Raw genomic sequence first — 23,227 nt, 5'->3', positions numbered from 1 at the left:
ATATTATAAAAATGGGTAAATATTTTGGGACTGATGGAGTCCGTGGAGAAGCTAACGTAGAATTAACGCCAGAATTGGCCTTTAAACTAGGACGTTTTGGAGGCTATGTTCTCAGTCAACATGAAACGGAAGCACCGAAAGTTTTTGTAGGACGTGATACACGTATTTCTGGGGAAATGCTAGAATCTGCCTTGGTGGCAGGTCTCCTCTCTGTAGGGATTCACGTCTACAAACTTGGTGTCCTTGCAACACCAGCAGTAGCTTACTTGGTAAAAACTGAGGGAGCCAGTGCAGGTGTCATGATTTCTGCTAGCCACAACCCAGCCCTTGATAATGGGATTAAGTTCTTTGGTGGTGATGGTTTCAAACTAGATGATGAAAAAGAAGCAGAAATTGAAGCCTTGCTAGATGCTGCGGAAGACACTCTTCCTCGTCCAAGTGCTGAAGGCTTGGGAACCTTGGTAGATTATCCAGAAGGTTTGCGTAAGTATGAAGGATATCTTGTTTCAACTGGAACTCCTCTTGAAGGAATGAAGGTTGCCTTGGATACGGCTAATGGTGCAGCTTCTACAAGTGCCCGTCAAATCTTTGCAGATCTTGGTGCTCAATTAACTGTTATTGGGGAAACACCAGATGGTCTTAACATCAACCTTAATGTTGGTTCAACCCACCCAGAAACCCTTCAAGAAGTGGTCAAAGAAAGTGACTCAGCTATCGGTTTGGCTTTTGACGGAGACAGTGACCGTTTGATTGCTGTCGATGAGAATGGCGATATCGTCGATGGTGACAAGATTATGTACATCATCGGAAAATACCTTTCTGAAAAAGGACAATTGGCGCAAAATACAATCGTGACAACCGTTATGTCTAACCTTGGTTTCCACAAGGCCTTGGATCGTGAAGGCATTAACAAGGCAGTCACTGCAGTTGGCGATCGTTACGTTGTTGAAGAAATGCGAAAATCAGGCTACAACCTTGGTGGTGAACAGTCTGGTCACGTCATCTTGATGGATTACAATACAACAGGTGATGGCCAATTATCTGCTGTTCAATTGACCAAAATCATGAAGGAAACTGGTAAGAGCTTGTCAGAGTTGGCAGCAGAAGTAACCATCTATCCACAAAAATTAGTCAATATCCGAGTGGAAAATGCCATGAAGGAAAAGGCTATGGAAGTGCCAGCTATCAAGGTTATCATCGAGAAGATGGAAGCTGAAATGGCGGGGAATGGCCGTATCCTTGTTCGCCCAAGTGGAACAGAGCCTCTTTTGCGTGTTATGGCAGAAGCGCCTACAACAGAAGAAGTGGACTACTATGTTGATACCATCGCAGACGTAGTTCGAGCTGAAATCGGGATTGACTAAATCCTAGAAAACTAGATGAAAATAAAAAATTATGGTACAATAGCTTATAATATTGTAGCCGAGGGAGAAAGACATGAATCTTAAACGTGAACAAGAATTTGTTAGTCAGTATCATTTTGATGCGCGTAATTTTGAATGGGAAAATGAAAATGGAGCTCCTGAAACTAAGGTGGATGTGAACTTCCAATTAATTCAACATGACCAAGAAAATCAAGTGACTTCCTTGATTGTTGTCTTGAGTTTTATGATTGTATTTGATAAATTTGTCATCAGTGGAACCATTTCACAGGTGAACCATATCGATGGTCGTATTGTTAACGAACCAAGTGAATTGAACCAAGAAGAAGTGGAAACCTTGGCTCGTCCATGTTTGAATATGCTCAACCGTTTAACTTACGAAGTAACTGAAATTGCATTAGACTTACCAGGAATCAATTTGGAGTTCTAATATGAAATTAGCTGTTATCACAGATTCCTCTGCCTATCTCAGTGCAGATACCTTGCAAAGAGAAGATTTATTTGTTTTGGATATTCCTGTCAATATTGATGGTGAGGAGTATGTTGAAGGTGTCAATCTGACTGCTGAGGAATTTTACCAAAAAATGGCTCAGGCTTCGGAATTGCCTAAGACCAGTCAACCAAGTATTGCCAAGTTAGATGAAATCTTAACTGCGCTCAAAGAACAAGGCTATACTCATGCCTTGGGGCTTTTCCTATCTTCTGGAATTTCAGGTTTTTACCAAAATATCCAGTATATGGTGGACGACTATGAAGGCCTAACCATTGCTTTTCCAGACACTTTGATTACAAGTGCTCCGTTGGGGATCATGGTTGAAAGTGTCTTTAACTGGCGCGACCAGGGCGATGATTTTGCCATTATTCAGGATAAGCTAGCTATTCAGATTAGTCATACCTCTGCTTTCATCATGGTGGATGACTTGGACCATTTGGTTAAAGGTGGACGCCTTTCAAATGGAGCTGCGATTTTGGGCAATCTGCTAAGCATTAAGCCAATCCTTTATTTCAACGACCAAGGTGTGATTGAAGTGTACGAAAAAGTTCGTACTGAAAAGAAAGCCACAAAGCGCTTAATTGAAATCATCAAGGAAGCCACAGCTTCAGGCCAATACCGTATTATTGTCATTCACGGAAATGCTCCTGAAAAGGCTGAAGAATTGCGTCAGCACTTGCTAGATTCTGAAGTGGGGACGGATATTTCACTTGCTACATTTGGTAGTGTCATTGGAACACACCTAGGTGCAGGAAGCATTGCTCTGGGTTACATTCCAGTGATTTAGTTGGCACTTCTAGACTAGTTAAGAAGTTAGCAAATGAACATGCCTGGAACCCTGTGTGAAAAAGATAGTTTTTCCAAGGAGTAGACATTCTTTTATCAGAACTCCTATTTTCACTTTGTGTTCTTACAGGCTTTGTATCTTGGAAATTGAACATGGACTATCTGCCTCTTGAAAAAAGATGACTGCCTTGACTTTCATGGAAAGTCAGCCCCATTCCCTATTTTTCAAGGGTAGCTAAGGTCCTTCATATCTTAGACAGGAGTAGAGATGAGTATTCGAGTAATTATTGCTGGTTTTAAGGGAAAGATGGGTCAGGCTGCTTGTCAGATGGTCTTGGCTGATCCAGACTTGGACTTGGTAGCAGTTTTGGATCCCTTTGAGTCTGAGTCAGAATGGCAGGGAATTCCTGTTTTCAAGAATAAGGCTGATTTGGCCGGTTTTGAAGCGGATGTCTGGGTAGACTTTACTACACCAACTGTTGCCTATGAAAATACACGCTTTGCTCTTGAACATGGCTTTGCTCCAGTAGTTGGAACAACAGGCTTTACTAGTGAAGAAATTGCAGAGTTAAAAGAATTTTCCCGTGTCCAAGACTTGGGTGGTTTAATTGCTCCAAACTTTGCCTTGGGTGCTGTCTTGCTTATGCAATTTGCGACGCAGGCTGCCAAATATTTCCCAAATGTGGAGATTATCGAGCTCCATCATGACAAGAAAAAGGATGCCCCGAGTGGAACAGCTATTAAAACAGCTGAGTTAATGGCAGAAGTTCGAGAGTCAATCCAGCAAGGTGCTCCTGATGAGAAAGAATTGATTTCAGGTGCTCGTGGTGCTGACTTTGATGGCATGCGGATTCACTCAGTTCGTTTGCCAGGTTTGGTAGCCCATCAGGAAGTCATCTTTGGCAATCAAGGAGAAGGATTGACCCTCCGTCATGACTCCTATGATCGCAGCTCCTTCATGACAGGGGTGAATTTGGGAATTAAAGAAGTTGTCAAGCGTCATGAGCTTGTCTATGGATTAGAACACTTATTATGAGATTAACGCAAATGCCTTCTGAATTTCAGAAGGCTTTACCAGTATTAGAAAAAATTAAAGAAGCAGGCTTTGAAGCCTATTTTGTTGGGGGTTCTGTTCGAGATGCCCTCCTCAATCGTCCCATCCATGATGTGGATATTGCGACGTCTTCTTATCCAGAAGAGACCAAGCAGATTTTTCCGCGAACAGCCGATATCGGAATCGAGCATGGAACTGTCTTGGTCTTAGATGGGGACGAGGAGTATGAGGTGACTACTTTTCGGACAGAAGATGTCTATGTGGACTATCGCAGACCTAGTGCGGTTTCTTTTGTTCGCTCGCTAGAAGAAGACCTCAAGCGCCGTGATTTTACAGTCAATGCCTTTGCCTTGGATGAGACAGGAGAAATCGTTGACTTGTTCCATGGTTTAGACGATTTGGAAAATCAAGTCTTGAGGGCGGTTGGAGTGGCAAGTGAGCGTTTCAACGAAGACGCTCTGCGGATTATGCGTGGCTTCCGTTTTCAGGCCAGTCTTGGCTTTGAACTGGAGTCAGAAACATTTAAAGCTATGAAAATTTTGACGCCACTTTTGGAGAAAATTTCTGTGGAGCGCACCTTCGTTGAGTTTGATAAACTCTTGCTGGCTCCATTTTGGAGAAGGGGTTTGGCTTCCATGATTGAGAGTCAAGCTTATGACTATCTCCCTGATATGGCATCTAGCCAGGACGAGCTTAATAGACTGTTTGATTTGGAGACTGATTTCACCTTTAAATCCTCTGAACAAGCCTGGGCAGCTCTACTGTGGGCTTTGGAGATTGAAAATGCGCAGCCATTTTTGAAGGCTTGGAAGACCTCACGTCAATTTGCCAAGCAGGTACAGGATTTACTGACTATTTTGGCCTTGCGTGAAAAGGGAGAATTGAGCAAGCGCGATTGTTATCGCTTTGATTTAGATTTACTTTTACAGGCTGAAAATCTTCGTCATGCTCAAGGAAAACCAGTCAACCCGCAAGTCATCACAGAAACTTACCAGAGTCTGACCATTCATGACAAGAAAGAAATTCAGATTAATGGTGGTATTTTGATTAAGGAATATGGCTATCAGCCGGGACCAGACTTGGGAGAGATTTTAACAGAGATTGAATATGCCATTGTCGATGGAACATTGGAAAATGACCGTCAAGCCATCCATGCTTATCTGAGGGAGAAAAAATGAGTGATTTTATCGTTGAAAAACTAAGTAAATCCGTTGGTGACAAGACCGTTTTTAAGGATATTTCCTTTATTATCCATGACTTGGATAGAATTGGTCTGATTGGTGTCAATGGGACTGGCAAGACCACCCTTTTAGATGTTCTTTCTGGTGTTTCTGGCTTTGATGGGGATGTGAGTCCCTTTTCAGCTAAAAATGATTACCAGATTGGTTACTTGACCCAAGATCCTGATTTTGATGATAGCAAGACGGTCTTGGATACGGTCCTCTCCAGCGACCTTAAGGAAATCCAACTCATTCGTGATTATGAACTCCTCATGCTCAACTATAGTGAGGATAAGCAGGCGCGTTTGGAACGTGTCATGGCAGAAATGGACTCTCTCCAAGCTTGGGAAATTGAGAGTCAGGTCAAGACTGTCCTTAGCAAGCTGGGGATTCAGGATTTATCTACTCCTGTTGGGGAATTGTCAGGTGGCCTAAGAAGACGGGTTCAGTTGGCGCAAGTTCTTCTTGGTAATCACGACCTCTTGCTTTTGGATGAACCGACCAACCATCTGGATATTGCGACTATTGAGTGGTTGACCCTCTTTTTGAAAAATTCTAAGAAGACTGTCCTTTTTATCACCCACGACCGTTATTTCCTAGACGCTTTGTCAACTCGGATTTTCGAATTGGATCGAGCAGGCTTGACCGAGTATCAAGGGAATTATCAGGACTATGTTCGCCTAAAGGCGGAACAGGATGAGCGCGACGCGGCTCTTCTCCACAAAAAGGAACAACTTTATAAGCAAGAATTGGCCTGGATGCGCAGACAACCGCAGGCGCGTGCGACCAAGCAACAAGCTCGTATCAATCGTTTCCACGACCTGAAAAAGGAAGTTTCAGGCAATACTGCTGAGACAGACTTGACTATGAACTTTGAAACCAGTCGTATTGGGAAGAAAGTCATCGAGTTTCAGGATGTTTCCTTTGCCTATGAAAACAAGCTCATTTTGCAAGATTTTAATCTCTTAGTTCAGGCCAAAGACCGTATCGGAATCGTTGGGGACAATGGTGTTGGGAAATCAACTCTCCTTAACTTGATTGCAGGAAGTCTTGAGCCGACAGCAGGACAAGTTGTGATTGGGGAAACTGTTCGCATCGCCTATTTCTCTCAGCAAATTGAGGGTTTGGATGAAAGCAAGCGAGTGATCAATTACTTGCAGGAAGTGGCAGAAGAGGTCAAGACCAGCGGTGGTTCTACGACTTCGATTGCAGAGTTGCTGGAGCAGTTCCTTTTCCCACGTTCGACGCATGGAACCTTGATTGAGAAATTGTCTGGGGGAGAGAAAAAACGTCTTTATCTCCTCAAACTGCTCTTGGAAAAACCAAATGTTCTCCTTTTGGACGAACCGACAAATGACCTAGATATTGCGACCTTGACAGTTTTGGAGAATTTCTTGCAAGGCTTTGCGGGACCTGTTTTGACAGTTAGTCACGACCGTTATTTCTTGGATAAGGTAGCGACCAAGATTCTGGCTTTTGAGGATGGCAAGATTCGTCCTTTCTTTGGTCATTACACCGACTATTTAGATGAAAAGGCCTTTGAAACAGATATGGCCAATCAAGTGCAAAAGGCTGAAAAGGAAAAAGTGATCAAGGTCCGTGAAGACAAGAAACGCATGACCTACCAAGAAAAGCAGGAGTGGGCAAGCATTGAAAGTGATATTGAATCCTTGGAAAATCGTATCGCTGCTATTGAAGAGGAAATGCAGGCCAACGGCTCTGACTTTGGTAAGCTGGCTACTCTCCAAAAAGAACTGGATGAGAAAAACGAAGCACTCCTGGAAAAATACGAACGCTATGAGTATCTAAGTGACTTTGATAGCTAGAAGAATAGAAAAATCCCGTCTCATGACAGGATTTCTCTATTTTTTTTTGTTTCTTGATGAAAGATATTTTGCCAAGTTTCGTGGCGTCGCCAGATACTGGTATGGACGATACCATCTAACTCATAGCAGATGAGTTTGGTCTTTTGACTGATGGAAGTGATTTGAATATCCTTGATAGCAGAATTCAAATCTTTTGCGGCTTTATAGGTCTCTTTATCCATCTGCTCTCCATCTTGACGAATATAGACAAAATCATCAGCCAAGAGTTCTTCCAGTTGATTTCCTTGATCAATCAATTGTTCACGCATGAGCAATTTTTTATAGACATTGTCTAAAATCTCATCCTCAGGGATAGGTGCTGGCTCGATATGGACATCGGTATCAAAGACTCCAAAACGCTCTTCCAGCATAGACTCTACCTGATCCGCAATTTCGTGGCTCTCATAAACCGACAAGTCAGGGTTCATTTCTAGCGTAATATCAAGGTAAATATTGCTACCGTAGGTGCGCCCTCTTTGGGACTTAACCTTGCTGATTTTGGGAATTTCCATGATAGCCTTTTGATAATCCTCAAGCAGACGATCGTCGAAGCCATCTGATAGACTAAAAGAAGACTCGATAAAGATATCATAGGCTGTCTTCAAGATAAAGAAAGTGATGATAATGGCAACAAGTTTATCTACAATCGGATAATTAAAACTGCTAGCTAGGATGGCAATGGTGGTGCCAAGTGAAGTAACAGCATCGGAAAGATTGTCCTTAGCAGCGGCCTTCAGTGCCTTGGAGTTAGATTTCTTACTAAGGCGAGTATTGTAGAGATAAACTAGAAACATAATCGCTGCAGAAATGATTCCTAGAGTTGCACCCAGAGGGTCAATGACTGTTTCTTCACGACTGAGAATCTTTTGAATGGTATCCCTTAGTACATCAAAGCCAACATAGAACATGATAATAGAAGTGACCAAGCTAGCCAAATCTTCAATCTTCCAGTGGCCAAAACGGTGGTCTCGGTCAGCAGGCTGGCGTGCCATCCGGATTCCAATCAAGAGGGCCACATTTCCAATGATGTCCGACACGTTGTTAAAACCATCGGCCACCAAACTGGATGAATGGAGGAGGTGCCCAGTTGCTAATTTGGCTGCAGACAAGATCAAATAGGTCGAAATACTGATAATGGCCCCACGCTCAGCTAACTTGAGATTTGAGATAGATTGCTTCATTCAACTTCCTTTCTAGTCATATAGCATTCTACCATTATACTGGTTTTCAAGGGAAAATTCAAATAAGTCATTTTTTACTCTTTGAAAACTTTTCAAAATTTGGTATAATAGAACTACTCAAGGGAGTAGCTGGCAGAAACCTGTGATAGTGTCGTCATTCCGAATTTTATACTGAAAAGTATGCTTTCCGGCACTATCTTAAACAGCGAGACTTGTTATGATTAACAGGTCTCTTTTTGTTTGTCGTGAAAAGATGCGATGAGGAAAAAGAGAGTCTGTTTTGCACACAATGTCAAGGAGGAGACACATGTCAAAAGAACAAAAACGCCAAGCGTTTTACACTCAGAGTCCTGAAGAGGTCTTGCAGGCTGTGGATGCGACCGAGCAAGGTTTGTCATCAAGTGAGGCAGAAAAGCGCCTTGCCGAATTTGGCCACAATGAACTCGAAGAAGGCGAGAAACGATCAATCCTGGTCAAGTTTATCGAGCAATTTAAGGATTTAATGATTATCATCCTAGTTGCGGCAGCTATCTTGTCAGTCGTGACTTCTGGTGGGGAAGATATCGCAGATGCCATTATCATCTTAGCCGTGGTAATCATCAACGCTGCCTTTGGTGTTTACCAAGAAGGGAAAGCAGAAGAAGCAATCGAAGCCCTCAAATCCATGTCTAGTCCAGCTGCCCGCGTTCTTCGTGATGGGCATATGGCGGAGATTGACTCTAAAGAATTGGTACCTGGAGATATCGTTGCCCTTGAAGCAGGTGATGTAGTACCTGCAGATCTTCGTTTATTAGAAGCCAACTCTCTTAAAATCGAAGAAGCTGCCCTGACAGGTGAGTCTGTGCCAGTCGAAAAAGATTTGACAGTTGAACTTGCTGCAGATGCTGGTATTGGTGACCGTGTCAATATGGCCTTCCAAAACTCTAACGTAACCTATGGTCGTGGTCTTGGTGTTGTTGTCAATACAGGTATGTACACGGAAGTTGGTCATATCGCTGGCATGCTCCAAGATGCGGATGAGACGGATACACCACTTAAACAAAACTTGAACAACCTTTCTAAGGTCTTGACCTATGCAATCTTGGTCATTGCCCTTGTTACTTTTGTAGTGGGTGTTTTCATTCAAGGTAAAAATCCACTTGGTGAGTTGATGACCTCTGTTGCGCTTGCTGTTGCAGCTATCCCAGAAGGGCTTCCAGCTATCGTGACCATCGTTCTTGCCCTTGGTACTCAAGTTTTGGCCAAACGAAACTCTATTGTTCGTAAGTTGCCAGCAGTAGAAACACTTGGTTCAACAGAAATCATTGCTTCTGATAAGACTGGTACGCTGACCATGAACAAGATGACCGTCGAAAAAGTCTTCTACGATGCAGTCCTACATGACTCAGCTGATGACATTGAGCTAGGTCTTGAAATGCCTCTTCTTCGTTCAGTTGTCTTGGCCAATGATACGAAAATCGATGTGGATGGCAACCTGATTGGTGACCCAACCGAAACAGCCTTCATTCAATATGCCTTGGACAAGGGCTACGATGTCAAAGGATTTTTAGACAAATATCCTCGTGTAGCTGAGTTGCCATTTGACTCTGACCGTAAGCTCATGTCCACGGTTCACCCATTGCCAGATGGTCGTTTCCTTGTAGCAGTTAAGGGTGCGCCAGACCAACTTTTGAAACGTTGTGTTCTTCGTGATAAGGCTGGGGATATTGCTCCGATTGATGAGAAGGTTACAAACCTCATTCACACAAACAATTCTGAAATGGCTCACCAAGCCTTGCGTGTCCTTGCTGGTGCTTATAAGATTATTGACAGCATTCCAGAAAACCTCACTTCTGAAGAGCTTGAAAATGATTTAATCTTTACTGGTTTGATTGGGATGATTGACCCTGAACGTCCTGAAGCTGCTGAGGCTGTTCGTGTGGCTAAGGAAGCGGGAATTCGTCCAATCATGATCACAGGTGACCATCAAGACACTGCAGAAGCTATTGCTAAACGTTTGGGAATCATTGACGCAAATGATACAGAAGGCCACGTTTTAACTGGTGCTGAGCTCAACGAACTGTCAGATGAAGACTTTGAAAAAGTAGTTGGTCAATACTCTGTTTATGCGCGTGTATCTCCAGAGCATAAGGTTCGTATCGTCAAGGCTTGGCAAAAACAAGGTAAGGTCGTTGCCATGACAGGTGACGGTGTCAATGATGCGCCAGCTCTGAAAACAGCCGACATCGGTATCGGTATGGGAATCACTGGTACAGAGGTTTCTAAGGGGGCTTCTGACATGATTCTTGCAGATGATAACTTTGCGACTATTATCGTTGCAGTGGAAGAAGGACGTAAGGTCTTCTCAAATATTCAAAAGACTATTCAGTACTTACTTTCTGCCAATACTGCTGAAGTATTAACCATCTTCCTATCAACCTTGTTTGGTTGGGATGTCTTACAGCCAGTTCATCTTTTGTGGATCAACTTGGTAACCGATACTTTCCCAGCAATTGCACTAGGTGTTGAACCTGCTGAGCCTGGTGTCATGAACCATAAACCACGTGGACGAAAGGCAAGCTTCTTCTCAGGTGGTGTTTTGAGTTCTATCATCTATCAAGGTGTACTCCAAGCAGCTATTGTTATGAGTGTTTATGGCCTTGCGATTACTTACCCAGTTCATGTGGGTGACAATCATGCTATTCACGCAGATGCCCTTACTATGGCCTTTGCAACCCTTGGCTTGATTCAGCTCTTCCATGCTTATAATGTCAAGTCTGTTTACCAATCCATCTTGACAGTAGGTCCATTCAAGTCTAAGACCTTCAACTGGTCCATCTTGGTATCCTTCATTCTTCTCATGGCAACAATCGTCGTAGAACCGCTTGAAGGAATCTTCCACGTAACCAAACTAGACTTGTCACAATGGGGAATCGTGATGGGCGGAAGCTTTTCAATGATTATCATTGTCGAAATCGTTAAGTTTGTTCAACGTAAACTCGGTTTTGACAAGAATGCGATTTAAAAAGAAAAAGTCATCTTCGGATGGCTTTTTTTAATAACTTTAAAAAGGTTATAAAAAACTTTAAATAGGAGATGTTAAAAGTAAAGTCGCTTACTAAAATATTAGATATAAGAATAGCAAAGAATGACTTGAGAGGAAATCATGGGAAATAAAAAATGTATTTACTCTATCCGTAAATTGAGTTTGGGTGTTGCTTCTGGTGTTGTGGCTTGCGGTTTAAGCTTTTTAGCTGGCCCTGTTTCAAGTGTCTCTGCAGCTGAAACTCCTACAACTAGTATTATCCCAGAAACAGAGAAAAGCTCTAGTGAAACTTTAGATAAGGACAAACCTGTTGTAAGTTCGGAAAAAGAAGCTGTTATTTCAGCAGAGCAGCATTTTGAAGAAAAACATTTAGATACTCCTAAAGTGACTGAAAAAGAATCTCGTGTTGAATTTTCTTATGTTGACGAATCTACAGGCAAAAAACTTTTTTCAGATGAGCGTACTGGTAAGGTTGGAGAGGATCTTCACTACGATACAAGAAAGAAAATTAGTGAGTTCAAAAGAAATGGCTATGTATTGGTTGAAGATGGCTATTTGAAAACGGATGAATCGAAGAAACTGTTTCAAGATAATCAGACTCCGCAAACCTATACCATCAAATTAACTCCAAAACATGAAGTGGTTAGCTTACAAAACCAGACCAATCCTAAGTCAAATGAAGAGGTAGAAGCTGGTGTTGTGGATAGTCCTAAGTGGCCTGCAGATGCTGAAAAAATCAGAACCAATCAAGAACAACCTTTAGAAAGAACGATTCAAAGAACCATTAAATATAAATATAAAAATAATGGTAAAGAAGCCTTTGCTGAGAAAAAACAAAGTATTTCCTTTGAGCGCTATGCGACTGTTAATCTGGTTACTAAGGAAATTTCTTATTCTAATTGGAAAATAAAACATGAGCATAAAAATAATCAAAGAGCCAAGATTAGCTATGTGGATATCAGTGAAAACAAGCTACTGAAGGAAGATACAGTTACTGGGGAGTCTGCTTATCCTATTGAATACAGTACGTTAAAAACGATTAGTAACTACAAACGACAAGGTTATGACCTTGTTTCAAGTGACTATGATCGAGGTTTACAATATTTTGACCAAGATAGTCAGACTGATCAAATATTTAAGGTTTCCTTAACACCTCGCCTAGAATTTATTTATCCTGAAGATACCATTCCAACTGCTCATAAAAAAGTTGATGAGGATGTTCAAGATTCGCCTTTATGGCCTGCTAGCGTTTCTAAAATCATCAATAAAAAATCTATTGACCGAAACATTGCTTATCGAGATTTTGTGACACATGATAAGGTTGCTGCAGATCGAAATGATCAAGTTGATTTCAAACGTGTTGCCAAGGTTGATTTTGTAAAAGGAGACCTTTATTATCGTGATTGGACGAGTGATCAACCAAATCTACCTAAAGTAGCGACACCACTGGTAAAAGGCTTAGTGGCAGATAAAGAAACAGTTGCAGAAAAAACAGTGGCAGTAACAGATCCTGCAATCAAGGAAACTGTCTACTACAAACACTTAGGAAAATGGATAGCCATTTCTCCAACTGCAAATGAGAATCTGGCTTCGATTCAATATCCCAATGACCAAGATGGGAACCCATCTAAGCCAGGTCTTGCCAACAATCCAGGTTTGGGAACAATCCCTTATCTTAAAGGCTATAAGGCTGCGACATCAGCTACTGATTTGGTGTTGAAGGATTCTTCTCATCCAGAATTGGGTTACTTATTACCTGAAATACCAGAAGATTTTACAAAAGACACAGTGATTCATTACCTACCTGTGAAAGCTACTGAGCCCGAACCACCAAGAGGTGAGCAACCCAAGACGCCAGAAACTCCAACTCCAGAGGAGCCAAAGAAACCAGAAGTTCCAGCTGTTGATCAACCTAGGGTTCCCGAAAAGCCAACGCTTGAGGAACCAAAGCAACCGGAAGTTCCAGCTGTTGATCAACCTAAGGTACCCAAAAAGCCAACGCCTGAGGAACCAAAGCAACCGGAAGTGCCGACTGTTGATCAACCTAAGGTTCCTGAAAAACCAGAGCCTGAGGAACCAAAGCAACCGGAAGTGCCGACTACTGATCAACCTAAGGTTCCCGAAAAACCAGCTTCTGAGGAACCCAAGCAACCAGAAACTCCAACAACACGGGAAGCTAGTAAACTACCAGAAACAGCTAGTCATGATTCTATTTTACTAGTAGTCGGTTTCTTATCAGCCTTATCTGGTATTCTATTGTTTAAAGGAAACAAAGATTAAGAATAACAAAAAAGTCATCTTCGGGTGGCTTTTTGCTACAGTTGAGGGAAAGGGCTTGCAGTTATCGACTTTTGTGCTATAATTGCTATAATATAGTAAAAAGCAAGAGGAGTGTGAGCAAGTGGAAAAGAAAATTGTGAAGGATATTTTGTTTTTATCTCAGGTATCTCAGCCGGCAAGTCAGGAAGATCTGTATCTTGCCAGAGATTTACAGGATACGCTTTTAGCCAATCGTGAGACCTGTGTCGGTCTGGCTGCCAATATGATTGGGGTGCAGAAGCGCGTGATTATTTTTAATCTTGGCTTGGTTCCCGTGGTCATGTTTAACCCAGTGCTCCTGTCATTTGAAGGACCTTATGAGGCAGAAGAAGGCTGTTTGTCCTTGACAGGTGTGAGACCTACTAAGCGTTATGAAACCATAAGGGTTGCCTATCGTAACAGCAAGTGGCAGGAACAGACCATTACTTTGACAGGCTTCCCAGCTCAGATTTGTCAGCATGAACTGGATCACTTGGAAGGACGAATCATTTAGGAGGAAAGCAAATGAAACGAATAGTCTTCGAACTTATTTTTATCGCAACGACCTGGTATATCTTTTTACCGCCTCTTAACCTGACCAGCTGGGAATTTCTCTTTTTCCTCTGTGGGCATTTGCTGCTTGTGGCTATTTTATTTGGCTTTGGCAAGGGAATAAATCTGGTCAAAACAGTTCATGTGCGCCACGGTAAAGCGGAAGCTGCCTTAAATCTAGAGAGTTTCAAAATCAATCGATTAGGGAAAATCCTTTTAGCTTCTATTGGAGGAATTCTTCTCTTAGCTGGTTTAGTTTCCTTGGTGACCTCCAGCATTTTTCAGGCTAAAAATTATGCCAATGTAGTCACGGTGACGGAAAAAGACTTTACTGAATTTCCTAAGACTGACACCAGTAAGGTTCCTATCTTAGATAGAAGTACCGCTGAAAAAATTGGGGACCGCTACTTGGGTTCCCTAACGGATAAGGTGTCGCAGTACGTAGCCGCAGACACCTATACCCAATTGACGATTGATGGGAAACCTTATCGAGTTACGCCACTAGAATATGCAGACCCTATCAAGTGGTTTAACAATCAAGCAAAAGGAATCGGCGAGTATATCAAGGTGGACATGGTAACTGGTAATGCAGACTTGGTGGACTTGAAGACACCAATCAAGTATTCAGACTCGGAGTATTTTAACCGTGATGTCAAGCGTCACCTGCGCTTGAAGTACCCAACTAAAATCTTCAAGACTCCATCTTTTGAGGTGGACGATGAGGGCAATCCTTTCTATGTAGCAACGGTTTACCAAAAGCAATTTGGGCTTGCGGTTCCTCGTCCTGTTTCAGTCATTATCTTGGACGCCACAAACGGAGAAACCAAGGAATACAGCTTATCAGAGGTCCCAGAATGGGTAGACAGGGTCTATCCAGCTGAGGAAACCATCGAGCAAATCAACTACAACGGCAAGTACAAGGATGGTTTCTGGAATGCTATGATTTCCAAGAAAAACGTGACCCAGACTACCAAGGGCTATAATTACTTGTCTATCGGTAATGATATTTACCTCTACACAGGTGTGACATCGGCCAATGCAGATGAAAGTAATCTTGGTTTTATCCTAGAAAATATGCGAACAGGAGAAATCACTAAGTACAGCTTGGCTTCTGCGACCGAAGAATCAGCCCGTGAATCAGCCGAAGGTGCTGTTCAGGAGAAATCCTACAAGGCAACCTTCCCAATCCTCATCAACCTCAATGACAAGCCTCTCTACATCATGGGCTTGAAGGACAATGCTGGCTTGGTCAAAGAGTACGCTCTGGTAGACGCAGTCGAGTACCAAAATGTTATCGTAGCCACGACAGTGGAAGAGCTACTCAGTAAGTATGCCAATAAAAACGACCTTGAGATTGATAATGCAACAACTGAAAGCATCAAGGGTGTGGTAGCAGACCTCAAATCAGCTGTTATTAAGGGAGACACTGTCTACTTCTTTAAAGTTGATGGCAAGATATACAAGGTCAAGGCCTCAGTATCTGATGAACTTCCTTACCTAGAAAATGGTAAAACCTTTGAAGGTCAAGTAGGAAAAGACAATTATCTCAAGACATTTAAAGTGCAGTAAAAAAACCTCGGTCAAACCGAGGTTTTTCAGATGAATTTCTTGGTAGTGGCAAAAAAATATGCTACACTATCAATATGAAAATTTTAATCCCAACAGCAAAAGAAATGAACACAGATTTGCCTAGTATCGAAGCTACTCCTTTAAAACCAGAAAGTCAGGCTGTACTTGATGCCTTGGCTCTCTATTCTGCAAATCAATTGGAGAATTTTTACAAGGTATCAGCTGAGAAGGCAACGGAGGAATTTCAACATATCCAAGCTTTAAAAAACCAAACTGCTCAACACTATCCAGCCTTGAAACTTTTTGATGGGCTCATGTATCGCCATATCAAGCGAGATAAATTGACTGAGGCAGAACAAGCCTATCTTGAAAATCATGTCTTCATTACCTCGGCTTTGTACGGTGTTGTTCCAGCCTTGTCACCTATGGCACCTCACCGTTTGGATTTTTTGATGAAGTTAAAAGTCGCTAGTAAGACTTTGAAGAGTCATTGGAAATCAGCTTATGATGAGGCTGTGACGCAGGAGGAAGTGATTTTCTCTCTCTTGTCATCCGAGTTTGAGACTGTATTTTCTAAGGAAATCAGAGAAAAGATGGTAACCTTCAAATTTATGGAGGATAGAGGCGGTCAGTTGAAGATTCATTCAACCATTTCCAAGAAAGCGCGTGGTGCCTTCCTAACAGTCCTGATAGAAAATCAAGTACAGACGGTGGAGGAAGCTCGTTTCTTAAGCTTTGCTGGATTTGTCTACCGAGAAGATTTATCCCAGCAACAGGAATTGGTTTTTGTAAAGGAAGTATAGAAATCAGATATTTTGTATTTGACAATATGTATCATCAGCTATTTTAGTTTATAAATGAGAAAAAAAGCGAACAAGCTAGTCTTCTGAGTGTCAGAAAAGTAGTCTTGTTCGCTTTTATTATGTTAGTTACTTGATCGCATTGACCAAGTCTTGAGCTTGTTTCTCAAGTGAGTTTAGGACTGTTTCTTCAAGAACCAATTTTCCATCTGCCCAGGCAGAGTCGTTAACACGTGCAGCAGTAAAGTCACCAACGACTTGAGTACGGATAAATGGCAAGAGGTCTTTGTAAATAGCGAAGAGTTGATCGTGACCGGCATTAGCTACAGATGATACGGTGACAAACTTGTCTTGGAGGGCAGAAGCACCACGTGTATCAGACAAGTCAAGGGCACGAGATAGCCAGTCAAGCAAGTTTTTCACTGTACCAGGGATAGAGAAGTTGTAGACTGGAGAGGTGATGGAGTGTAGAAATTCTCATTAAAATTTAGTTGAAGCGCCGTATGCTGACAGAGAGATAGACTAGCAAATATATCCCGACTTGCTTGATGTTAGCAATTTGATGAACATATAAATATAAGTTCAAGTCGTGAAAAAACTTCATATATTAAATGAAACTGTTTGCATCTTAGAGAATAAAATAATATAATATATAAAGAAGTAATTTTATAATTTGAAGCAAGGAGTTCTTAATGTTTTTTAATCGAAAAGGAATCAATCAAAAGAATTGGCGGATGATAAAGAAAGGGAAGCATTTTCTTTTTGGGTGCACTCTTTTTTTGGCTACAGGAGCAGTAATGATACAGAGTCCACATCTTGTTCATGCTGATGAAATGGTTGCGTCTCTGAATGATTCAACTAAAGTTAAAGATGAAGATCCGAATAGTGACAAGATTCCAAACGATGTGGAAAATCATCCACAGGTAGAAAATCCTGTTAAAGAATCAGATAAGATTTCTGAACATGTTCCAGAAGAAAAAATTCTTGAAAAGTCTTTAGAGCATCCAGTCAAAGCTGTGGATAAAACTGCTTTAAATGAATTAATTGAAAAGATTAGGAACACTGATTTACAGACTAAAACAGCTAAATCAGTTGAAAATCTTAATCTCTCTTTGTCGCGTGCGCAAGCAGTCTTGGATAAAGAAGGTGCTAGTCAGGATGAGATAGATAAAGAAGTTCAAGCTTTGTCTGAATCATTTGCTCAACTGGAAGAGAAAAGCAACGACATAGACAAAAAAGAAAAGCAAGCAGACAAAGCAAACGATAGTGATGAAAAGAAAAATCCTTCAACAGAAAAGATCGCTAAGGTTCAGGCTCTTGTTTCAGAAATTAACCAACTGGCAGGAGAAATCAGTTATGAATTCAGTGAATCTGAAAGCAAATCTCTTCAAGTATTTGCAGATTTATCTGAGGGAAAAGCCACTGAGAGTGAAGTTGATGGTGCTCTAAATGAAGCGAAGAGCCTCCGCAACAAAGTAGCTAATAGAGTAACTCGAGCACAATCTGGGAAACGTGATCCACGGAATGGAAAACCAATTGATGGTAAGGGAGAGAGTGGGTTTAGAGCTATTTGGATATCGTCAATTGCTAACAAATACGAGGGTAGTAATGCGTTAGTAAACGAAAATAAAAAAGAATTAACTTTTTATAATTCAGATACTCTATTCTCGGTAATGACAGCATATGGTAAAAGAGGAAATGGAGAGCCATTAGTAAGATATCCGAATGGCCCTAAACGTGGAGAGGAAGATCCTACTCCGTATTATGTAAAAAGAGTAGGAGTTATAAGTGGTCTTAATCAAGTTAAAGGTTTAAAACTACGTGTAGCTTATAAAAATTTCCAAACAGGAAAGAAAGAAGAAGTAGATATTGCTGCTAACTATTGGAATGTAAATAATCCTGAAGTGCAAATGGCTCTTGTTGGGACTATAGGGAATGGCGGTAATGTAACACCAGGTACTTATCATATTACAATTGGGGCGAACGGAAAAAATAAGCAAAATACAATTACCTATACTCTGACTATCAAACCTCAAAGTGAACGTAATACTGTTAATAATTTAACGCCAACTTATGTGGATGATGTCCGTCATTTAACGGAAACAGAAAAGAATGCTTTAATTGAAAAATTTAAAGCAGAGCATCCAAATGTGGTTAATCGTGCGAATCATATCGACTTTGACCATGCTGAGGTATCAGCTGATGGTGCAACAATGACGATTCATTTTAAAGATGGATTCAACCCTAAAACCATTCAAACAAATGCGACAAATGATGTAGAAGCGAAACATTCCAGTTTGACTGCTTATTTTGGGGATTCAAAAGAATTATATACGAATCCAAGAGAATTAGTACGATCAAAAACAGGACATGAAGTACCAACAACGGCTCAGGTAACGTATAAAACACCATTTAACTTGCAAGAAGCAGGGACAAGAAATGTTGTTGTCACAACAACTTATGAAAATGGAGTAACAAAAGATGTAACAACTCCTTATACAGTTTTAGATTTTCTAGGAAAACAAGATAAAAAAATTAATCAGAATCAGTCTGGTCAACTAGGGGATGCTAGAAATTACGTGACAGTTTCAGATAATTCAGCAGTTCCAGGAGAATTAACAGTTCGTTGGAAAGGTGGCTCTTCTAATGTGGATACCTCTGCAGCAGGTGTACAACATAAAGAAATCGAAATTCTTCGTGGTAGTCATTTAATGAAAACTGTGAATGTCCCAGTTGAGATTGTAGATAATATTAAACCGACAATTACTGCCCCTGATAATATTACATTAACGAGATTAGAAGGACTACCTAGTGAAATCAATATTCACGCTCAAGATAATGATAAAGGAGTAGGTCTCAAAGAAAGTAACTCTGTAACGGTTGACAATCTACCGAATCCATTATCTTACAATGCAAAAACATCAAAAATTGAAATTAATGGCGTTATTCCAAATAATTTCCAACTTAGTAAATCAAGTATTCAAGTGACTGTTAAAGCGGTTGATAAAAAAGGAAATACTGCGACTAAAAATATTACTTTCCATATTCAATCTCAAACACAAAAATATACAGCAGTTGCTAATTCTCAAATTCAAGAAGTGAGTTATGGGGAAGCGCCTGATGCAGGAACAAGTATTCAAAAAAATGGGCTGCCAACAGGTACAAGATACGGATGGGCAACACAACCTAATACGACAACAGGCCCTGGGAATCAAACCGAAGTCGTAACTGTAACCTATCCAGATGGCTCAACAGATACAGTAACTGTAACCGTGAAAGTCCGTAAACTAAGTGATGAACATATACCAACTGGAAAGACAATTACTGTCAATCAAAATGATTCGGTAACGAGTGATAGATTGAAAGCAGCAGTAACAGTGAATAATGGTGGAACTAGTAAAGTGAAGTCGGTTACTGCGGCTCCAATCAGTACTGTAAATGCAGGTCCACAAACCATAAAAGCGACAGTGACGTATCTAGATAATACTACTGATCCAGTTGATATTCCTCTAGAAGTAAAAGACGTCACGGCTCCAACAATTCAAACACCGACAGAAAATTAAACTTGGGAAATCACAGCATTAGATAAAACATTGCCTCCTATTAAAGTAGCAGTTGCTGATAATCCTGGAGGAAGTGGAATAAAGAGTATTGTTCCAATTAACTTACCAAGTTTCTTGAAATATGATAAAGCAACAAGTAGCATCGTTTTCCAAGATGGAGAACGTGAAGTTCCAAAATTGTCTGGAATAAATCGAACTACAAGAAATATAACATTACGTGTGGAAGATAATGCAGGAAATAGTAGTGAACGAACATTTAGTATTACTCACATGCCTATGGCTGAAAAGTATAATCCACAAGCGAATGCAACGATTCAAGAAGTGAGCCATGGAGAAACACCTAATCCGAAAACAAGTGTGAATACAGCAGGATTACCGACTGATGCTCAATATACATGGAAATCTGCACCAGATACGAATAGACCTGGAAATAAAACAGGAGTCGTGAAAGTTACTTATCCAGACGATTCAGTAGATGAAGTAACGGTTACTGTAAAAGTTCGTAAGCTAAGTGATGAGTATGAACCTACAGCTACAAAAATTGTCAAAAATCAAAACGATACTGTCTCAGAACAAGACTTAAAATCTGCTGTGACAATTAATAAAAATGGTAATAGTAAGGTTAAAACTGTTACTCCTGTTGGGAAAATTAGTACTGCTGAGACAGGAAACAAAGAAATTTCTGCAACGGTAACCTATCTTGATGATACAAGGGATACGGTAAAAATTCCTTTAGAAGTAAAAGATGTGACGGCTCCAACGATTCAAACACCAGCGAATGGTCAGAATATCGATTTAATAGCATTAGATAAAGCATTTTCTCCAATTAAAGTAACATCTAATGACAACGCAGGAGGAAGTGGTGTTCAATCAACAACGGTAACAGACTTACCAGATTTCTTAACATATGATGATGCGACTAAAACCATTAAGTTTAAAGCGGATACCCAAGAAGTTCCAAAATTACCAGTCGGGACAGATTCTCAAACACATACAGCTACAATTCGAGTGACAGATAATGCGAATAATAGTAGTACTTCACAATTAACGTTTACTGTGAAATCAATGACTACAAAATACGAAGCAACTCCAAATCCTCAAAAGCAAACAGTAAGTTATGGTGAAACTCCAGATGCAGGCACAAGCGTAAATAAAACAAACTTACCTGAAGGAACAAGTTATGCTTGGAAAACAATACCAAGTACAACAACTCCTGGAGAAAAAGACGGAGTAGTAGAAGTAATCTATAAAGATGGTTCGAAAGATATCGTAAATGTAAAAGTTACTGTAAAAGGACTTAGCTCAGAATACGAAGTAACTGGAACGCTAATTGAAGTAAATCAAAATGATTCAGTTTCAAATGACGACTTAAAAGCGAAAGTAACTGCAACTTCAAAAGCAGGAAATGTGAATGGAACAGATAAGATTTCAACAGTTACAGCACCTACAATCAGCACAGCTAACTATGGTGAACAAACTATTAACGCTACAGTAACTTTCAAAGATGGAACAACTAAAGAAGTGACCATTCCTCTGAAAGTTAAAGACGTGACACCACCAACAATCCAATCACCAGCAGAAAATACAAACTGGGAAATGACAGCATTAGACAAAGCTTTACCAAATATGGAAGTAAGAGCGGAAGATAATGAAAACGGAAGTGGAATTAAAAACGTTACTGTGACAGGCTTGCCTGATTACTTAGAATATGATAGTACAACTAACGCTATTAAATTCAAATCAGGAAAACAAACAGTAGAAAAACTAGCTGAGAATACACCAAGTCAAGAATTTACTTTAAACATTCGAGCAGAAGACAAAGCAGGAAATGTCAGCGAAAGAACTGCGAAAATCACTGTATCTTCAATGAGTACCAAGAATACTCCAACGCCAATTTCACAAAATACAAGTTATGGACAAGTGCCAGATCCTAATAAAAGTGTAGATAAAGCAGGCTTGCCAGATGGAACAAAGGTAACATGGAAGACACCCCCTGTAGTAAATACACCAGGCGCAACAACTGGTGAATTAGAAATCATTTATCCAGATGGTTCAAAAGATTTAGTGACAGTAAATGTAACGGTGAGAAAAGTAAGTGAAGATTTTACAGCAACTGGAACACAAATTGAAGTAAATCAAAATGTATCAGTTACTCCAGAAATGTTAAAAGGAGCAGTAACTGCGACAAATGCGCAAGGTGAGAATGGAAATTCTAAAATTGCAACCGTTGAAGCCAAAACACCAATTAACACTGAGGCGTATGGAGACCAAACAATACAAGCAAAAGTAACATATATTGATGGTTCAGAACAAGACGTTACAATTCCATTGAAAGTAAAAGATGTTACGGATCCAACAATTCAAACACCAGCAGAACATACAAACTGGGGAATGACGGCTTTAGATAAAACATTGCCTCCTATGAAGATTGAGGCAAAAGATAATGCAAATGGTAGTGGGATTGCTACAATTGAAGTGAATAATATGCCTTTATTCTTAACATTTGATCAAGCTTCTGGAACAATTGTTTTCAAGGAAGGTGTACAAGAAGTACCGAAAATTGATTCTGACAATGTAATGTATGGTGTAACGATAGTAGCTAGAGATAAAGCAGGAAACTCTACATCGAAATTAGTGAATATAACAGTTTCATCAATGCGTGGAAAATACAGCCCAACAGCGATAGCGCAAGAAGTGGACAATGGACACGTACCAGATCCAGAAACAAGTGTAAACAAAACCGGCTTACCAGAAGGAACAACAGTCACATGGAAGACAAGGCCAGATGTAAGTACCCCAGGCAGTCATCCAGGAGTAGCCTTAGTTCATTATCCAGATGGAACGGAAGATGAAGTCGAAGTACCAGTAAGGGTAAAAGAACAAAAAGAAACGTTTAACCCAACGGCAAAAGAACCGAACCAAACTGTACGTCATAACGAAGTACCAGATCCAGAGAAAAGTATTAATACAAATGACTTACCAACAGGAACGAACTATAGCTGGTCAGAACAACCAGACACAAGTAAACCAGGAAGTAAGACAGGAAAAGTATTAATCACTTACCCAGATAAGAGTACGGAAGAAGTGACAGTAACAGTCGAAGTAACGCCACAAAAAGATGAATACAATCCAACCGCCATAGCGCAAGAAGTGGACAATGGTCACGTGCCAGATCCAGAAACAAGTGTAAACAAAACAGGCTTACCAGATGGAACAACAGTCACATGGAAGACAAGGCCAGATGTAAGTACACCAGGAAGTCATCCAGGAGTAGCGTTAGTTCATTATCCAGATGGAACGGAAGATGAAGTCACAGTACCAGTAAGGGTAAAAGAACAAAAAGAAACGTTTAACCCAACGGCAAAAGAACCGAATCAAACTGTACGTCATAACGAAGTACCAGATCCAGAGAAAAGTATTAATACAAATGACTTACCAA

The 23,227-nt window shown here is 40.7% G+C and carries 14 protein-coding genes and 1 pseudogene; 13 read left to right on the top strand and 2 right to left on the bottom strand.

Going from position 1 to position 23,227, the window contains the following annotated elements; all coding sequences use genetic code 11:
• Nucleotides 1-11 precede the first annotated feature (11 nt).
• From glmM to B7699_RS06995, 6 genes are all read left to right on the top strand, one after another.
• Nucleotides 12-1,364 (top strand): phosphoglucosamine mutase, encoded by a 1,353-nt coding sequence (glmM, locus tag B7699_RS07020; RefSeq protein WP_023948132.1) that lies wholly within the window; start codon nucleotides 12-14, stop codon nucleotides 1,362-1,364.
• A gap of 73 nt (nucleotides 1,365-1,437) precedes the next feature.
• A complete protein-coding gene (locus B7699_RS07015; protein WP_001050081.1) occupies nucleotides 1,438-1,812 on the top strand; it encodes a DUF1149 family protein in 375 nt (124 codons plus the stop codon).
• A 1-nt stretch (nucleotide 1,813) separates the two neighbouring features.
• Nucleotides 1,814-2,662, top strand: coding sequence for a DegV family protein (locus B7699_RS07010; RefSeq protein WP_084927727.1), 849 nt, complete (start codon nucleotides 1,814-1,816; stop codon nucleotides 2,660-2,662).
• A gap of 267 nt (nucleotides 2,663-2,929) precedes the next feature.
• Entirely contained in the window at nucleotides 2,930-3,697 is a 768-nt protein-coding gene (gene dapB, locus B7699_RS07005) for a 4-hydroxy-tetrahydrodipicolinate reductase (protein ID WP_084927725.1), read from the top strand.
• Nucleotides 3,694-4,893, top strand: coding sequence for a CCA tRNA nucleotidyltransferase (locus B7699_RS07000; protein WP_084927723.1), 1,200 nt, complete (start codon nucleotides 3,694-3,696; stop codon nucleotides 4,891-4,893). The genes dapB and B7699_RS07000 overlap by 4 nt, the downstream gene beginning before the upstream one ends.
• A complete protein-coding gene (locus tag B7699_RS06995; RefSeq protein ID WP_084927721.1) occupies nucleotides 4,890-6,761 on the top strand; it encodes an ABC-F family ATP-binding cassette domain-containing protein in 1,872 nt (623 codons plus the stop codon). Before B7699_RS07000 ends, B7699_RS06995 begins: the two co-directional genes overlap by 4 nt.
• A 20-nt stretch (nucleotides 6,762-6,781) precedes the next feature.
• On the opposite strand, the gene mntE is transcribed toward B7699_RS06995, so the two are convergent.
• Nucleotides 6,782-7,981: a CDF family manganese efflux transporter MntE gene (mntE, locus tag B7699_RS06990; RefSeq protein WP_084927719.1), complete on the bottom strand. Its 1,200-nt coding sequence runs from the start codon at nucleotides 7,979-7,981 to the stop codon at nucleotides 6,782-6,784.
• 307 nt (nucleotides 7,982-8,288) lie between these two features.
• On the opposite strand from mntE, the gene B7699_RS06985 reads away from it, so the two are divergent.
• From B7699_RS06985 to yaaA, 5 genes are all read left to right on the top strand, one after another.
• Nucleotides 8,289-10,985 (top strand): cation-translocating P-type ATPase, encoded by a 2,697-nt coding sequence (locus B7699_RS06985; RefSeq protein ID WP_084927717.1) that lies wholly within the window; start codon nucleotides 8,289-8,291, stop codon nucleotides 10,983-10,985.
• A gap of 141 nt (nucleotides 10,986-11,126) precedes the next feature.
• A complete protein-coding gene (locus B7699_RS09805; protein ID WP_084927716.1) occupies nucleotides 11,127-13,286 on the top strand; it encodes a mucin-binding protein in 2,160 nt (719 codons plus the stop codon).
• A 121-nt stretch (nucleotides 13,287-13,407) separates the two neighbouring features.
• A complete protein-coding gene (locus tag B7699_RS06975) occupies nucleotides 13,408-13,818 on the top strand; it encodes a peptide deformylase (RefSeq protein WP_084927714.1) in 411 nt (136 codons plus the stop codon).
• 11 nt (nucleotides 13,819-13,829) lie between these two features.
• A complete protein-coding gene (locus B7699_RS06970; RefSeq protein ID WP_084927712.1) occupies nucleotides 13,830-15,425 on the top strand; it encodes a hypothetical protein in 1,596 nt (531 codons plus the stop codon).
• Nucleotides 15,426-15,499: 74 nt separating this feature from the next.
• Entirely contained in the window at nucleotides 15,500-16,228 is a 729-nt protein-coding gene (gene yaaA / locus B7699_RS06965) for a peroxide stress protein YaaA (protein WP_084927710.1), read from the top strand.
• Nucleotides 16,229-16,354: 126 nt separating this feature from the next.
• On the opposite strand, the pseudogene B7699_RS06960 reads toward yaaA, so the two are convergent.
• Nucleotides 16,355-16,687, bottom strand: a pseudogene (locus B7699_RS06960) (NAD(P)H-dependent oxidoreductase); the annotation flags it as partial.
• Between the two features lie 230 nt (nucleotides 16,688-16,917).
• Between B7699_RS06960 and B7699_RS06955 the strand changes: the two are divergent.
• The gene (locus tag B7699_RS06955; RefSeq protein ID WP_084927708.1) at nucleotides 16,918-19,788 is read left to right on the top strand and encodes a Rib/alpha-like domain-containing protein; all 2,871 of its coding nucleotides are present in this window, start codon (nucleotides 16,918-16,920) and stop codon (nucleotides 19,786-19,788) included.
• A 30-nt stretch (nucleotides 19,789-19,818) separates the two neighbouring features.
• The coding region (locus tag B7699_RS06950) for a Rib/alpha-like domain-containing protein (protein WP_275655597.1) at nucleotides 19,819-23,227 on the top strand (3,409 nt) is incomplete at its 3' end.

The organism is Streptococcus mitis, from assembly GCF_002096835.1.
Taxonomy (GTDB): Bacteria; Bacillota; Bacilli; order Lactobacillales; family Streptococcaceae; genus Streptococcus; species Streptococcus mitis_W.
The sequence above is the reverse complement of the archived record's forward strand: the minus strand, read 5'-3'. Positions and strand labels throughout refer to the sequence as shown.

Excerpts from the sequence above, each read along its gene's own strand:
- glmM (WP_023948132.1), top strand. The coding sequence starts at position 12 with ATGGGTAAATATTTTGGGACTGATGGAGTCCGTGGAGAAGCTAACGTA.
- B7699_RS07015 (WP_001050081.1), top strand. The coding sequence starts at position 1,438 with ATGAATCTTAAACGTGAACAAGAATTTGTTAGTCAGTATCATTTTGAT.
- B7699_RS07010 (WP_084927727.1), top strand. The coding sequence starts at position 1,814 with ATGAAATTAGCTGTTATCACAGATTCCTCTGCCTATCTCAGTGCAGAT.
- dapB (WP_084927725.1), top strand. The coding sequence starts at position 2,930 with ATGAGTATTCGAGTAATTATTGCTGGTTTTAAGGGAAAGATGGGTCAG.
- B7699_RS07000 (WP_084927723.1), top strand. The coding sequence starts at position 3,694 with ATGAGATTAACGCAAATGCCTTCTGAATTTCAGAAGGCTTTACCAGTA.
- B7699_RS06995 (WP_084927721.1), top strand. The coding sequence starts at position 4,890 with ATGAGTGATTTTATCGTTGAAAAACTAAGTAAATCCGTTGGTGACAAG.
- mntE (WP_084927719.1), bottom strand. The coding sequence starts at position 7,981 with ATGAAGCAATCTATCTCAAATCTCAAGTTAGCTGAGCGTGGGGCCATT.
- B7699_RS06985 (WP_084927717.1), top strand. The coding sequence starts at position 8,289 with ATGTCAAAAGAACAAAAACGCCAAGCGTTTTACACTCAGAGTCCTGAA.
- B7699_RS09805 (WP_084927716.1), top strand. The coding sequence starts at position 11,127 with ATGGGAAATAAAAAATGTATTTACTCTATCCGTAAATTGAGTTTGGGT.
- B7699_RS06970 (WP_084927712.1), top strand. The coding sequence starts at position 13,830 with ATGAAACGAATAGTCTTCGAACTTATTTTTATCGCAACGACCTGGTAT.
- yaaA (WP_084927710.1), top strand. The coding sequence starts at position 15,500 with ATGAAAATTTTAATCCCAACAGCAAAAGAAATGAACACAGATTTGCCT.
- B7699_RS06955 (WP_084927708.1), top strand. The coding sequence starts at position 16,918 with ATGTTTTTTAATCGAAAAGGAATCAATCAAAAGAATTGGCGGATGATA.